At 43.1% G+C, this 15,365-nt stretch carries 12 protein-coding genes; 5 read left to right on the top strand and 7 right to left on the bottom strand.

The window, feature by feature from the left end; genetic code table 11:
* Positions 1 to 10: 10 nt before the first annotated feature.
* The 4 genes from yukD to HDC33_RS01930 all read right to left on the bottom strand — a co-directional run bounded on the left by yukD (position 11) and on the right by HDC33_RS01930 (position 3,825).
* On the bottom strand, positions 11 to 250 hold the full coding sequence (gene yukD, locus HDC33_RS01945; RefSeq protein ID WP_179390848.1) for an ESX secretion system protein YukD: 240 nt from the start codon (positions 248 to 250) through the stop codon (positions 11 to 13).
* Positions 251 to 332: 82 nt separating this feature from the next.
* Complete coding sequence (locus tag HDC33_RS01940; RefSeq protein ID WP_067212644.1) at positions 333 to 626, bottom strand: WXG100 family type VII secretion target; 294 nt, start codon at positions 624 to 626, stop codon at positions 333 to 335.
* A 141-nt stretch (positions 627 to 767) separates the two neighbouring features.
* Positions 768 to 2,927, bottom strand: a complete 2,160-nt coding sequence (locus tag HDC33_RS01935; protein WP_179390847.1) for an SA1320 family protein — start codon at positions 2,925 to 2,927, stop codon at positions 768 to 770.
* Between the two features lie 16 nt (positions 2,928 to 2,943).
* Entirely contained in the window at positions 2,944 to 3,825 is an 882-nt protein-coding gene (locus HDC33_RS01930; RefSeq protein WP_179390846.1) for a DUF1672 family protein, read from the bottom strand.
* A 969-nt stretch (positions 3,826 to 4,794) separates the two neighbouring features.
* On the opposite strand from HDC33_RS01930, the gene HDC33_RS01925 reads away from it, so the two are divergent.
* From HDC33_RS01925 to HDC33_RS01905, 5 genes are all read left to right on the top strand, one after another.
* Entirely contained in the window at positions 4,795 to 7,308 is a 2,514-nt protein-coding gene (locus HDC33_RS01925) for an NEW3 domain-containing protein (RefSeq protein ID WP_179390845.1), read from the top strand.
* 576 nt (positions 7,309 to 7,884) lie between these two features.
* Entirely contained in the window at positions 7,885 to 8,673 is a 789-nt protein-coding gene (locus HDC33_RS01920) for a helix-turn-helix domain-containing protein (protein ID WP_179390844.1), read from the top strand.
* An 87-nt stretch (positions 8,674 to 8,760) separates the two neighbouring features.
* Positions 8,761 to 10,092, top strand: a complete 1,332-nt coding sequence (locus tag HDC33_RS01915) for a S8 family peptidase (protein WP_179390843.1) — start codon at positions 8,761 to 8,763, stop codon at positions 10,090 to 10,092.
* A gap of 91 nt (positions 10,093 to 10,183) precedes the next feature.
* Complete coding sequence (locus HDC33_RS01910) at positions 10,184 to 10,390, top strand: hypothetical protein (protein WP_179390842.1); 207 nt, start codon at positions 10,184 to 10,186, stop codon at positions 10,388 to 10,390.
* 126 nt (positions 10,391 to 10,516) lie between these two features.
* Positions 10,517 to 11,878, top strand: a complete 1,362-nt coding sequence (locus tag HDC33_RS01905; protein ID WP_179390841.1) for a trypsin-like peptidase domain-containing protein — start codon at positions 10,517 to 10,519, stop codon at positions 11,876 to 11,878.
* A gap of 136 nt (positions 11,879 to 12,014) precedes the next feature.
* Here HDC33_RS01905 and HDC33_RS01900 read toward each other — a convergent pair whose 3' ends face one another.
* From HDC33_RS01900 to HDC33_RS01890, 3 genes are all read right to left on the bottom strand, one after another.
* Positions 12,015 to 12,797: a YIP1 family protein gene (locus HDC33_RS01900; RefSeq protein WP_179390840.1), complete on the bottom strand. Its 783-nt coding sequence runs from the start codon at positions 12,795 to 12,797 to the stop codon at positions 12,015 to 12,017.
* Between the two features lie 41 nt (positions 12,798 to 12,838).
* Positions 12,839 to 14,242, bottom strand: coding sequence for a TcaA NTF2-like domain-containing protein (locus HDC33_RS01895; RefSeq protein WP_179390839.1), 1,404 nt, complete (start codon positions 14,240 to 14,242; stop codon positions 12,839 to 12,841).
* A 399-nt stretch (positions 14,243 to 14,641) separates the two neighbouring features.
* On the bottom strand, positions 14,642 to 14,911 hold the full coding sequence (locus HDC33_RS01890) for an excalibur calcium-binding domain-containing protein (protein WP_179390838.1): 270 nt from the start codon (positions 14,909 to 14,911) through the stop codon (positions 14,642 to 14,644).
* Positions 14,912 to 15,365: the final 454 nt, after the last annotated feature.

Genomic DNA, 15,365 nt, shown 5'->3' with positions numbered 1-15,365 from the left:
TTTGACTCCTTCAAATGATTTCAATACGGTCTCCTGTCGTAATTCCGCAATGTGCCAGCGTCAAATGTCCCGGAAATAATTTGTCTTTATTCACTACACGGATCCAGTGACCTTCGCGCGGGCTTTGTGAAATGGAATTTGCTTGCCACGCAATATCAACCAGTTTTTTCATCGTATAATAATCGGATAATCTGAGGTCGATCACATCGCCTTCGTAATTTGAAAGATCCACCGTAATTTCTATATACATGCCTTTTCACCCCACTGAAGGAAAAAGCGCCTTCCCTTGAAGGAATGACGCTTCTCTATTTTCAACTTCTGAATCCGGGCAATTACCCGCGGATTTGTCCTGCGATTTGCTGATCCGCATCTTGCAATGCTTGTCCTGCGCGGCTTAGTTGTACGCCGACTTCGCTCAGCAATTCACGCATTTCATTGAAACTTGGCTTTAGGCGCTCGTATTGTTCAGCAAACGCTGCACTTGAAGCCCCTTCCCACATCGATTGCAATTCACCGATCATTCCGTCCAAACGGCCGATTTGTGAAGCAACCTCCCCTGATTCATGGTTGTAGCGTGATGCCATTGCATCCAGTTCTGCTGGTGTTACGCGAATAATTCCTGACATTCAAAACATCTCCCTTTAAGATAGAATTTTAGTTTCTTTATAAAATAACTGTATTGATAACGGCAAGCCGTTTCGTTACAGGTACTTCCAAGTTCGCCGCGGTAGGTTTTGCGGCATCACCTCCTTTACTGGGTGGATGAATCACTGAATTGTTCCCCGATCCACCTGTTCACTTAAAAGTTGAATATTGTGTAACACACTTTCCGAAATCTCCAATGAGGCTTCAATTGCATCCCCTTTTTCATGGGATAATTGGAATGTAATGTCTTTAAAAAGAATTTCCATTTCATCCATGATTGCTGAGGCTGCAACGTTATATAAACGCACATTCTCAAACTTACCCGGTTCAAAAATAGCTGTATCAATATAGGGTTTGAAATTACTGATCATTTCGGGCAGGTTCACAATCATTCTACCGACCCCGTTCCGAAGACCTTCAACTGTTGATAGCATTTCTTTAATCGGTTCCAGTGCACGATTTGCGGCGGCTTTCACTTTTTGATCGTAATCCGAAAACAGACTGACAATCAGCCCGACAGGATTTCCGTACAACCCGACATTTACGACCGCATGAATACTCGAAACGATTGCTGCCAGAGCAGCCTCTATTAATGACAGTACAAATTCCATCGCATAAAGAATGGGCGTAAGGATCATCGTGGTTACTGTTGTAATATTGGCATGGGCGAAGTCGACTTGTATTTCTTTGATCTTCATTCTCGTCTCCAAGTACGGCGAGGGATCGAGAGAAAAGACAGACGTTTTTTGTACTGAATCGGTATCACCAAGTGTCGAGGCATTTGTGCTGATGACTCCCGCCAAGCTATTGTCTTTATTAATAAATGCATCTGCCACGGATTGAACTTGGTTTTCATACTCATTCAACTGCCCATGCATTTTGTTTTTATTTGCAAAAATCACGGCATAGTGTGCAGTCAATTCCCCGACAACCGCGTCGACGAAGTGATCTTTTCCACCTCTAAAGAAGTCAGGTATGTCTTTTGTAATAATATTTTGCGCACCAGCGACTAAGTTATCAACATCATCTTTCAAGTCTTGTAAGTAGCTTCTTACAGGAGCAAAGAGACTATCCACACTAATGTTAATGGACATTACGTATTCAATAATTTCTGCGGGTTTCGAATTCAAAACTGCGTTCAAAAACCGGCATCTTTCCTCCGCTTTGTCCAGAAGTGAAATGAGACTATCAATACACCCCTTTATCAGATGACCTGTGCCTGCAATGCCAATGAAAAGTGGGTCGCCAGCCGTTTCTTCCAGTTTTTGTTTGAACATTTCCTGCAGTACTGTTACGCGTAAAGAAAAACGGGCACTTTCATCATCCACGATACTGACGGACTTTTCCAAATAACCGGTTGCCAAACCCATTCGACCTTTCACATGTTCCTTTATTCCGTTCGCAAGAGCTGTCATGTTTTCATGATTGATGGCGATTTTTTCAGCTGAGCCGCCGTAAAGGGGGGACCCTGTCCAGAGGCTGGTCACAATATGGTCGGCTGCTCCGATATGTATGAAGCCGTAACCCGGTTCTCCTTCAAGTCCTATCTGAATGGTATGGTTGCCATTTTCGTCTGCTTTCACATAACCTGTATGATTGGATGTGAACATGGAGAATAGCGGGAGCCCGTTGTTGATGCTATATTTGTTGCCTGGAATACGATTTTCCAATTGAATCGTGCCTTGTGTACTTGTCAGGAAATCATACTTGCTGTAGTAGTTTGTTATATTGGAGTAATTTTTTGCGGGATTCACCATGCCTTCAGGAAGCATAGCCGGATTTAATGTAACTGCTTTGACGCTAGGATTTTCTATGGCAACAGCATTTGTTAGAGCGCCTGCCAGTGAGTTTCCTGTTACAGAGGAGACTTTTCCATGATCCCTATTTACTTCATTGAAATAGTCTACGGCTTCTTTTAGTTGTGTAGGCGGTGTATCACTTAATAACTTCAAGTTCGTGCCAAGCCAGTCTTCTTTTAATTGTTCGCTTCCAACAAAGACAATCGTCAATTCTTTCGTGTCAAAGTTTTCAACAGTTAATGCGTCAAGGCCTGATTCAGTGTTGTATTTAGTATGGATTACACTAAAATCTGTTCCGTTAACATTGATTACATCTGTTGTGGCATGATGCTTATAGGCATGATATCCTGCCAATTCAACTAAATCTTTATCATTTGTCGCAGTATTCGAGACTTGATTCACTTTTTCCATACTCACTGATTCAACTGGCCCTTGAACAGGGGGCTTACTAGTAGAATGCAAAACATCAGTGTCTTTTGGCATCGCTCTCCTTCCTTCCCTATTCTTTCATGATTCCATTACGCATCGTTCTTTCCAACGAATTATCCTTTGTCCCGATTCCTCTTCTTTTATCAATCAAATTATCATTTAAAATAATTGAATATGAACCACTTGGTATGCCTTTCATTTCCTCAATATCTGAAACGATTTTATCAAAGACTGCCTGATCGGGTTCCACATCAGATTCTTTCATATATAATTCGATAAGTATCAACATTTGATCCGGCTTGAAATTAGCTTCACTCAACTTCTTTTTTAATTCTTCTTTACTCACTTCCGGGTTTTTCAAATATAAATTATAAATCCCTTCAAGTTCCTTACCTAGCTTACTTGTTCTGTATACCGAATTTGAGAAACCCGAACCCCCGACCTTTTCCACCGCTTCTATCGGTATCCCTACAACAGGATATTCTTGAATCACGGTTTCCAAGTAGTCATCTAACGCTGAAAATTCCTGATGATAAACCATTGCATATAATGCGCCTTGAATCGCATTTTCCACTTGCCCTGCTTCAGAATATACATTGTCGGTTTTCACGATTTTATTTTCCACATCGATGGGTATAATCGCATACGTGTAAAAATGAGGTTCACCCACCGATTCAACGAACACGGAAGCACCATCTTCAGCCCCGACGATGTTATGGACAATGACTTCCGTTTTATAGGTACTGTTGAAGAATTGTTGTACCGCTTCTTCAATTTCTTCACGATTTTCTTCAGCCAGTTGCCCCGTTTCTGGTCGGCTATCTCGCAATTTATAGCCTTCCCCTTTGTAGTCTTGTATGCGTACGAAGTTCTCTGTTTCATAGGCATTTTTCTTATTTTCAGTTGACGGTTTAGTAACCTCTACTTTTTCCCTATTAGTTAAATTGTCCACACCCGTACATCCTCCTACTAGTATCGATGAGCCCAAAGTTAGTGCCAGTATTTTTTTATAGCCACTCTTCAACTACTACACCTCAAATTTCTAAAGTAGATTTCAGTCACACTTCTATAAAGTTTACCTCATTAATTCACACAGATTTTCCATTATATTAATAAATATCATTTGGATAACCTACTGTCAAATAACTCCAGTAATTAATGAATTAGACGTAGACCGTTCAGCCCACTAAATAGATAGCCTTAACTTTTATTAGGTGATAATTAGTTGATAGTAATCTAGTTAACTGGTACTTACTTGGTAAATTATGAAGATTACCGTTTCACATTTGATACTTTAGATTCATTTTACATTCTTTGTATGTTTGACCGATATCTCGATATAAAGATGCTTGAAATGAGGACTTTTTTCTGAGCGTGTATAAGGGTTGGTTGTTGGAGGCTTTGCGGAGATGGTTGGACACTCAGCCAAGTTGGTTGGATATATGCGGGGTTTGGTTGGACGCTTTGACAGGTTTGTTGGAGACTTTTCACTATGTTGGAGACTTCCTCTTTTTTGTCGGACACTCCTTCGAGTTGGTTGGACAGTGCGTTGGATGAGCGTGGATGAGGGGTGGATAGGGTTGGTTGGGGTTGGTGGGGTGACAGTCACCAAGTCAAATCCGGAACTATTCTGACAATTTACGTCACCAGATAGTACCTGTCACCCAGTCAATTCTGACACAATTCACTCACGAAAAACGAACTGTCCTTCTTTTTAATCTCCTAAATCCCAGTAAGTATAAAGTCACCGATTCACCGGTTTTAAAGGGAGCTTGCTACCATTTTGACGAGTAAACTGAACACTCACTTTACTTATAAGCACGTTACCTATAGCATCAAATGTAAGGTTATTTGTCAAATCACCTTAGATACTCCCCCCTTGTTCAGCAAATAACCTCCAAAAATAAGGAGGGAAATTGCAATGAAGAAAACCGCGATACTTTTCTTTTCTTTACTCTTGGCCCTTTCCACCATCAGTGGATTTCCGAGATCCGCGTCGTCCGAAGAACAGCACGATACGGAATTGTGGAATGTACTGAAACCTCTCGATACGACTATCTCTTTTCTAAACACTGGCGCGCATCCCGATGACGAGCGCAGCGATTTATTAGCCTACCTGTCCCGAGGGGTAGGTGTGAAAACGTCCAGCTTAATCGCGAATCGCGGGGAAGGCGGACAAAATGAAATCGGCACTGAACTCGGGAATGCATTGGGTATCATTCGCTCCCAGGAAATGATCGAAGCTGCGAAAATCACCAATGTGAAAGCGTATCATTTAAGTGAAACGACTTCCGATTCCATCTATGATTTCGGGTTTGAAAAGACGCCTGAAGAAACGCTGAAAAAGTGGGGTGAAGAGGTCACATATGAAAGGTTGATCCGCTTTATTCGCAGTTATCAGCCTGATATTGTCATGCCTTCATTCAGAAATGTTGATTCTCAGCATGGACATCATAGAACGATTTCCATTTTGACGGAAAAGGCATTTCAGGATGCTGCAGATCCAACGATTTTCCCTGAACAGTTTAAAGAAGGCTTAGCGCCGTGGCAAATCGAGAAACTTTACTTGCCGGCTGCTTCTGCGGAAACCGCCACTCTCGGTATTGAAATCGGCATGTATGATGAGATTTACGGGATGAGTTACCCCCAACTAGGAGAAGCTTCCCGCTTTATGCATAAGAGCCAAGGTATGGGATCCACGATTAAAGTCGAGCCGCGAACCGTTAATTTTGAATTAATTCATACTGCTTTCAATCAAACAGACGATCCTTCCCTATTCGCCGGAGTTCCCTATGACTTTTCGGACTGGGCAAAGCAACTCGAAAACACAGATAAAAGCTTAGCAAAAAAATTCATTTCCCTGCAAAACGCGTTGGATAAAACACAACTCGCCTATCCAGATCGTTCAGCGGTTCTTGAACTTTCTCAAAAAAGCTTAAAGGAAGTTCGCAGTCTAATGAAAGATGTAAACAAATCCAAGCTTCCCGATGCTACAAAAACAAAATTGCTCAGCAAACTTCAAACGAAAAATGAGCAATTACAAGAAACGTCTTATATTGCATCAAGTGTAGAGATCGTCGCAATGTTACCCGACAACGTTCTGACAGCTGGTGAAGAAGCGACTGCAACAGTAACGATCACGAACAACGGCACAGCTAACTTGAAAAATCTTTCGCCTTCCCTTATATCTGATAAGGATTGGCAGATTGTCCAAACGTCTAAAGTGTCGACTTTGAAGCCCGGTGAATCTGCAACGATTGATTTCAAAGTGACTGTCCCGAAAGATGCAGCTTATTACCACGCGTACAATGAACCTGCCCTGCAAGCTGAACTTACATTTAAAGAGCTTGGTGAAGAAGTCCGTCATATTCAAAATTTCGAGGGGACAGTTGCGGTTCTGCCCGAATTCAGCGTAACAACCGATCCGACCAGCGTTGTGGTGAATACGCTTCATCCCCAACAAGAAATCCCAATAAAAGTTCAAGTGAAAAACTACCAAGACGGCGCTGCAGAACCAACGATCAAAATTGATGTTCCAGAAGGGTGGACGACTCCTTCTAATGAAAAAAAGGTAACATTCACTAAAAAGTATGAAACACAAGAAGTCGTGTTCCATTTGACTCCACCCGCTAAAATGATGGAAGGTTCACTCGAAATCGCTATCACAGCCGAGTGGAATGGCAAGCAATTCACATCCGTCATCCAAGAAATCGAATATGACCATATCGGAAAATACTATTTGGAATCTAAAGCCCAGCTCAATGCAGTCGCTTTTGAATTAAATATTCCTGAAAAACTTAACGTCGGTTATATCGAAAGCGGATTCGATACCGTTGCAGACGAACTGACAAACGCCGGAATGAACATCACAAAACTATCCCCCGCAGACGTTGAAAGCGGAGATCTATCTCAATTCGATACGATTGTCGTTGGCATTCGGGCATATTTGTCACGAGAAGATCTCTTCGAAAACAATGACCGCCTATTGAAATATGTAGAAGACGGCGGACACGTCGTTATGCAATACCACAAACCAAATGACAATTGGAATGCAGATTCATCCGCTCCATTCAAGCTGGTCATCGGAAATCCATCCATTAAGTGGCGCGTAACGGACGAAAATGCAAAAGTAACTGTCACACAACCGGACTCCACACTCTTTTCATTCCCGAACAAAGTCGGCGATTCGGATTGGGCGAACTGGGTCCAAGAACGGGGCCTCTATTACCCGATGGAATGGGCATCCAATTTTGAAACATTCGTCAGCATGGCCGACCCCGACGAATCTCCTTTCGAAGGCGGCATCTTGATGGCCAAACACGGTAAAGGCACTTACCTTTATACGAACCTTGTCTTTTATCGCCAAACGCAAAGTCAGGTTCCTGGAGGATATCGGATATTGACGAACTTGATTAGTCATGGGGTGAATAACTAGGATTGGTGGAACGCCAAGGGGATTTTTTCTCCTTGGCGTTTTTGGTGTGGATTGGGAGATCAGACTGGGGATGGTTGGAGGGTTTCGGGGTTTGGTTGGAGGCTTCAGGGAGTTGGTTGGACACTTGGCTGGCTTTGTTGGAAGCTTCGCCAGTTTGGTTGGAAACTCGTCTCTTCGTTGGACACTTCAGCGGTTTGGTTGGAAACTTAACCGGCTTTGTTGGACGCTTCACCAGCTTGGTTGGAAGCTTCACTAATTTGGTTGGACACTCTTCCCTTCGTTGGACACTCCCGCGGTTTGGTTGGAAACTTAACCGGCTTTGTTGGACGCTTCACCAGATTGGTTGGACGCTTTACCGTTTTGGTTGGACACTCTTCCCTTCGTTGGACACTCCCGCGGTTTGGTTGGAAATTTAGCCGGCTTCGTTGGACACTTCCCTAACTATGTTAGACACCACCTTATCTCCAGCCCCTCAATCCAATCGAGGGGCTTTTCCAATTTCAAAAAATCATTTCACATTTTTGTCCCCTATTTGGTGTTTTCCTTCTATATAAAGAATAAAGGGGATTACATTCGATGACGACTTACTTAACAGAGTACGCAAAGTTTACGGACAAGCATGATATGGACGAGGCTGCGAAGCGGCATATTGCTGCCAACTGGAATGAAATGAACGCTACTGATCGGGCTGTTCTTGATTTGATTCGCCGTTATTCGGTTAAATATGGTGCCGCCCATTTGAAACATGACACGATGGCAAAAGGTGTGGTTAAGTCTAATGTGACTGTTCGGCGGGCGATCCGTAAGTTGGAGAAGCTCGGTATCATCGAGCGCATACATTTCATCCGTCCCGTTATGAGCGGTCTGGGCGCCAATATTTATATCATTTTGCCTTTCATTGACCAGTCGAAATTGACCACTCCTGAAGAAGCTGTGAAGCCTTGTGACAGTAAGCCGCAGGTGGATAATGCCGACTCTGAACCATTATTTTCTAAATCTATAATAACTAAAGATCTTAAGAGAACGTCTCCTGCGGAACTGTCCCCTACAACGCTGTTCGGGAAAATGAAGGCTTTACTTGCATCGACAATTGGGGATAGCACGTTGGCACGTCGTATTTTTGGCGTCTATCGGAGTCAATCGGTTCGTATGTTGAAGTTCAGCATCTACGAGGATAAGGGCGATTTATTCGAGGAGTTAGCGATTCGGGCTCTTCAAATTTCCGTGCAGGCATCCAAGCATAAAGATATTCGTAATATCCCCGGCTACTACGATGGCGTCTTGCGTAAATTGATTAATGAGGCATTATTTAGTGATATTTTCATGGAATATGACGTGCCGATGGAGGGATTTTTCATGAAATGACTAATGAAATATAATCAGCATGCAGTTCAATACTTCATAGTTATAGCCGATAAATACAGCAGTAACTATGAATCCGAGGTGTTGTAATTGAGGAAGTTTTTATTGGCAAGTACCGTCTTTTTAACAGGCGTATTTTTGGCGTCCCCTGTATTCGCTGAGGAAACTGATCGCATCATTGTTCAAGTGGTGGACGATGAAGGCAATCAGTCTGTGGAAAGTGTATTGCTGGAAGAAGTTGAGGGATTACGGGTTGTGGAAGTGCTTCAGCCTGACTTCATCCGTTCGATTGACATACAAGAAAACAGCGTCAAAACTGTTTCTTGGGGAACTGAACGGGTCGGAGCGAATAGGTTGAAATCAATAACCAACCCGATTGAGGGCAGCGCCATTGTCGCTATTATCGATACAGGCGTCGACTACACACATCCATTGCTGAAAGATCGGATTGTGAGTGGTTTTGATTTTATTAACAACGATACGACCCCGATGGATGTGCACTTCCACGGCACGCATATTGCGGGTATCATCGCGGAAACGACCTCCGCGAATGTTAAAATTATGCCGATTCGCGCCATTAATGAGGAAGGCAAAGGGTATGATTCGGATATTGCAAACGGCATCCGGTTTGCTGTGGATAATGGGGCGGATGTTATCAATTTAAGTTTCAGCGGTGAAGAGTACTCCCCCTACTTGGCGGACGCGATTGAATATGCCCTTTCAAGAAACGTGCCAGTCGTTGTCGCTGCTGGGAATGAAAGCATAGATACCAAAAATTTTTATCCGGCGTCTGAAGATAAAGTGATTGTCGTATCCGCAACGGACAAACGTGACTCGATAGCGAGTTTCAGTAATACAGGTGCGTCCATTGACGTATCCGCACCGGGAGTCGACATCATTTCAAGCATGCCCGGCCATGGATTCGCCAGTATGAGCGGTACATCGATGGCGACCCCATTCGTAAGCGGGCTTGCTACAATGTTGAAACTGGAAGACCCAACAAGATCGGTTGCGGACATCGACCGATTGCTGAAGAAATACGTCGACGACCGCGGCGCCACTGGATGGGACCCCCTCTTCGGCGAAGGGATCGTCAATGTCACGAGCTATGATGAAGGACTTTTTGTAAATAAAGAAGATACAGCTTCCACGAAATATATCCCATTTCCAGAGCAACGCAATGTTCCGCTGGATGCAAAATGGACGATTACATTCGATCGGCAATTAACCGATGGGGACGTGGTTAAGATTAAGCTGCTTAGAGGGGATAAGGAAGTTAAGACGACGTTGACATCCAATATCAAAGAGCAAGAGATTATAGTTTCCCCTACCGGATTGCTTCTTCCTCGGACGACCTATCGATTATTGCTGTTTGTGGAGCATGGGAAGGATTATGAGATGGTTTTTGTGACGGGAAGTTAGGTGTGATTGGTGTCCGGTGAAGGTTTGGTTGGACACTTTCTTGGTATGGTTGGACACTATTGGGGATTGGTTGGAGGCTTTATTGGATTCGTTGGAGACTTGGAGAGTTTCGTTGGAGACTCTCCTGTTTGTTGGACACTTACGTGGATTCGTTGGACACTTGGCTGGGTTCGTTGGACATCTACGCGGGTTGTTTGGAGATTTTACTGAGTTCGTTGGACACTTGGATGAACTTCGTTGGACACTTACACTCCACTGGGTGACAGTCACCAAGTCAAATCAGACACTATTCAGATAATTATTCCATTCTTAGAATTCCCGCCCTCACTTCCCCCTCAATTCGGAAGGAGAACTTTCAAAAACTCCTTTCATTTCCATGTGAATAGGCCGATACTAATAGTAATAAACTACTGGGGGTTTTACTATGTTTTGTCAGAAGTGCGGGGGGAAGAATGAAGCGAATGCGCAGTTTTGCGGTAGTTGTGGCACCCCTTTGAAGAAATCGGGAAGTTCAACGGGAAGAGTATGGTTATGGATAGGCATTTTCGTTAGTATTTTCGTCATGGCTGGCGTCGGATATACGCTGGTTCAAGTATTGAACGAGAAGAAGCCGAGCGAAGTTGTGGAGAGTGTTGTTGCAGAAGAACCGGAAGAAGTGAAACAGGTCAAAAAACCTGTCGAAAAGGCCGTTGTGCAACCTGTCGTCCAGAAGGCAAAGAGTCTTGAAAAAGAGAAGACGGCGGTTATTAAAGATTCGTTGCCGAAGGTTTATACGATTTTCACACAAGATGGATTGGGATCCGGATTCCTTTATAAAAAGGGCGGTTTGATTGTCACGAACGCGCATGTTGTGGCGGGTTACTCGGATGTTATTGTCAGGAATTCGAATGGCAAGGACACACACGGGCAGGTTATTGGCATATCGGATCGCTATGATGTCGCATTGATCCGGGTTGCGGACTATGCAAATGTGGAACCGCTTTCCGTCGAGAAGAACGAATCGATGATTGGAACCGAGGTGATTGCGCTCGGTAGCCCTCAAGGTTTTGAAAACTCCGCTTCCGTCGGTTATTTGACCGGCATTAATCGCAATATCGATTTTGATTTCAGCTATGAAAATGTGTACCAAGTTGATGCACAGATTGATCAAGGAAGCAGCGGCGGCCCGCTTTTGGATGCCAAAACTGGAAAAGTGATTGGAATCAATTCGCTCTTATATACGAATAAAAATAATTTCGCATTCTCGATTCCGATGTATAGCATGGTCGATCTCCTGGATTCTTGGGCGCAGTCACCTATGACGACCAATCAAGTTGCCGGGGCATTCGATTTCTACGATGATTACATCGATGACAGTGCTAGTACGGAAGCGGAGTCCTATTATGAGGACTACGTCGAGGAGCAAGAAGTCAATGCCAATGCCTCTTTCAATGAAGCTACCTTGGAAAGTTTCATCCTCGAGTTTCGCGATTATTATGCACTGGCACTAAAGGATGAAGACTTCTACTGGATCCAGGATATGTTGATGCCGGGCGGTGCGGCGTACAACGAGCTGGAAGACTATGTAGCGGAGATTGCGGGTCAAGGAATGACATTTGATTTCAAGAATAATGCGGTCACTGGCATCGAGATCCATGACCAATTTGCGACCGTATCGACACTTGAACAATTCGACTTTACTACAGCTGCAGGTGAACTTATCTACTACGAACGTGAAAAAGACTATACGGTCATTATTGACGAATCCGGGTACTACCGGATTTCGGATATTTTCATTTATCAATAGTGGGTGACAGTCACCAAGTCAAATCCGAAACAATTCTGACAATAATAAAAATCAAGAAGTACAACAAAAAACAGCCCCAATCCAGGTATGATGTCTGGTTTGGGGCTGTTTTTAATGGTGTTCCTCAAAAATATCATTACCATATTTCAAACATCTCGATGAATTCGCCGAGGGCGGAGTCAGCCAAAATGGTGATGGAGATGATGAGTAGGATGGCAAATGAGACAAGATAAAGGGTGAATCCATAAAGCGGATCAAGTGTGTTTGTCGATTTTTTTGTTAGTAAGGCACTAATTACGTATAAGGGCAAAATGAAGATGGCGAATAGGAGTACGACGACCAATATTATATTTCCAACTATAAAAGACTTCAATAATACCAGTAAAAAGGCCGCTCCGGCTCCGATGATTAATGGCGATAAATGCGCACCATAGATACTGATAATCGATTTGAATGAAAACTGCGGTCCAAAAAGTTTATTGATGATGAATAAACTAACTATCGGAAGACCCATCATAATTACTATTGAAAAAATTGTGCTACTGAAAACTGAAATGAAATTCGATCCATTCCCGGAAAGCAAACCACTTGAAAAGGCGGATACTGTTAATGCGAAAAAGACACCTAATAGAATAACGCTAATCAGCCCGTTTTGAAAGCCTTCATGGGATCGGTTGAATGCGTGCGAAGGCCGTTTCAGGTGTTGCATAAAATAGTTTCCGTAGATCTTTGTTTGGCCTTTAATCTTTTCTACATGAATATTTGGTTCTACCGAAGCTTGTTGTGCATGCGTTATATTTGGCGCTGTTGCCGCCTTCTCCGGCATTTCTGTTCCATTATTTATAGGGGCGAAAGGCGTCCCACATTTCCCGCAAAATTTACCTATTTGTTGTGAATGACCACAATTCACACAATTCATATTCGAATTCTCCCCCATTTTTTATTATAAAATCAACTTTCTTATCGATTTCGTTTCGTATCGGAGATGTGGATTTTATATACTTTAAAATCTCCATTGGCATCCATTTGAATATCGTACTGTTTATCACGCTCGTAGAAAATGACGTCATTTTTGTGATTTGTGAAGTAGAATTCTTCATACGTTTTAACGGATGCTTCATCCACCTTCAACTCGATTCCACGCACTTCGTTACGCGTGAAATTATAATTGTAATACTCATTGCCTATGTCACCGATGAAGTCCTTAATTTCCTTGGAAGCGATTGATCCAGGCGCTAAATACGGTTCAATGATGGCGAAATCTTTGTTGTTCAACGCTATTTGGTAGGCATCCCTAAAGCCTATGACAAATTGCCCTAAGTCATTCCGGTCAAATGTCTCCTCCGCAATTTCTTCAGGTGTTTTTACGACAAAGCTGACGTCGGATGGATAGGATAAATAGACGTCCGACCCAATTGTGACAATTTCCTCGTTACTTTTTGCCAATTCACCAGTAGGCGTCTCCTTTTGAATGAAAACCTTCACCTCAGTATCACTGAAAATAGGACCGATTTTCTGCAATTCTGAAAGGGGCTTTTCCGTTGATTTGCCGTTCACAAATACGATGCTATCCAGTTGGTCACCATCCAACGACACCATAAAATCATCATTCAGTAATGAAATAAGATTCACTTTTTCATTCGTAGTAATCGGAATCGGCCACATAGCGCTATTAGGAATGATTGCGTTTTCTGTAGTGACTTCCATGTTGTAGCTTCCAGGTAGAAACGTTCCAAGTTCGATATTTTCACCATTCAATTCATACTCTTTTTTGTTTAATGAAATCTGCGCCCCTGTTATATCTGTTTCAAGTTGTACATCCGATCCAATCGGAATGACCTCGACTGTGGGATAAAGATAAAAGAACTTTTTCTCCTTCAAACGGAAGAGTTCTGACCCATCTTCATGTTTAACAACACGAGTAATCCCATCGTCCCAAACATGATTTGCCGCCTCCATTACCGTTTTCTGAAAATGGTCCATTTGCTGATTCGCTACGTGAGATATGTAGGCTTTCGCATCATATTCAACGTCTTTTGGCATTGTGAGATTAGCGAAAAACTCCGCTTCATTGCCATCAAGAATTGCGTTGAAAATAGGAAGAACTGTTTTATCGGGCTCTGTCATCGATTTAATCGTCAAATGACCGACGGCGACGGTTGCAATGATAACTAGTGCCAGAGAGAGCAGCACCTTCCTCCCTACCGACATTTTCTCCTTCTGTGCTTTCTCTACAGTCCGCTTTGGCAATACCTCTTCAACTATGGTTTGCTCGGCGGGCGTCCTTTGTTCCACCCCACATGAAGGACAAAATCGTTCTTCCACTTTCAGCGTCGAGCCACATTCAATACAAAACTTTGACACGATCATTTACCTCCAATCTTATCTAATTGTTAAATTCGAGACTACTTATAAGGGATTTGATTAGGGTTTCTGTCATTTTCCCTCAGAGATTTCGGGGAATGGTTAGATGCTTTCTTGGAATGGTTGGACACTCTACCGGTTTTGTTGGACACTTCTTCGTTGGTTGGACACTTTTCTGGTTTTGTTAGACACTTCACGAGGTTCGTTGGAAACTTCCCATGGTTTGTTGGACACCCCGCCGGCATGGTTGGACACTCTACCATTTACGTTGGACGCCCCCCAAAAGGTGACAGTCACCCAGTCTACTCTGAAACTATTCCGATAATTACTCAATTGGGTAACTTCACAAAAAAACAGCTCCATCCGGATAATAAAACCCGGATGGAGCTGTTTCTATTTTTACCTTTCACATGCAATCAAATCTTTATCACGGTCACTTTTTTTGTTTGCGTCGTAAAGTGCCTGGGATACGAATGGTTGGTAATTTGTTTTACCGCCTACGTTTTTAACTGAGGCTGTTCTTGCTACGCCGCCTTTATACACTTTGTTCAATTCAGTGCAGTTTTTATAGGTCACGGCTTTTGGAGTTGCGGCCTCGACTTGCCCGGCGCTGAATGAGAAACTGACGGCAATCGCAATTGATAGTAATACGGTACATACTTTTTTCATAGTTACGGCCTCCTTTTCTAGTTTTTGTGCTGCAAGAAAAAAGACGCCTCCCGATGCCTGGTCATTCATAGCGATCAGGCGGAAGACGTCCCCATGTTCTATAAGATTATCTTAACAGGTTTTAATTAAATTGGAAATACCAACCATATAAATTCTTACTCCAACGCCGGTATTTTGGTTGGACACTTATCGAATTCCGTTGGACACTCTAAAGGTTATGTTGGAAACCTCTCCGTTTGTTGGACACTTCCCAACATTGGTTGGACACTCCACTACGTTGGTTGGACAATTACCGACTTCCGTTGGACACTCTAAAGGTTATGTTGGAAACCTCTCCGTTTGTTGGACACTTCCCAACATTGGTTGGACACTCCACTACGTTGGTTGGACAATTACCGACTTCCGTTGGACACTCTAAAGGTTATGTTGGAAACCTCTCCGTTTGTTGGACACT

Origin of the sequence: Sporosarcina sp. JAI121 (genome assembly GCF_013408665.1) — a bacterium.
Lineage (GTDB): Bacteria > Bacillota > Bacilli > Bacillales_A > Planococcaceae > Sporosarcina.
The sequence above is the reverse complement of the archived record's forward strand: the minus strand, read 5'-3'. Positions and strand labels throughout refer to the sequence as shown.

Bases quoted from the DNA above. Each gene is read 5' to 3' on its own strand.
- yukD (WP_179390848.1), bottom strand. From the start codon at position 250: ATGTATATAGAAATTACGGTGGATCTTTCAAATTACGAAGGCGATGTG.
- HDC33_RS01940 (WP_067212644.1), bottom strand. From the start codon at position 626: ATGTCAGGAATTATTCGCGTAACACCAGCAGAACTGGATGCAATGGCA.
- HDC33_RS01935 (WP_179390847.1), bottom strand. From the start codon at position 2,927: ATGCCAAAAGACACTGATGTTTTGCATTCTACTAGTAAGCCCCCTGTT.
- HDC33_RS01925 (WP_179390845.1), top strand. From the start codon at position 4,795: ATGAAGAAAACCGCGATACTTTTCTTTTCTTTACTCTTGGCCCTTTCC.
- HDC33_RS01920 (WP_179390844.1), top strand. From the start codon at position 7,885: ATGACGACTTACTTAACAGAGTACGCAAAGTTTACGGACAAGCATGAT.
- HDC33_RS01905 (WP_179390841.1), top strand. From the start codon at position 10,517: ATGTTTTGTCAGAAGTGCGGGGGGAAGAATGAAGCGAATGCGCAGTTT.
- HDC33_RS01900 (WP_179390840.1), bottom strand. From the start codon at position 12,797: ATGAATTGTGTGAATTGTGGTCATTCACAACAAATAGGTAAATTTTGC.
- HDC33_RS01890 (WP_179390838.1), bottom strand. From the start codon at position 14,911: ATGAAAAAAGTATGTACCGTATTACTATCAATTGCGATTGCCGTCAGT.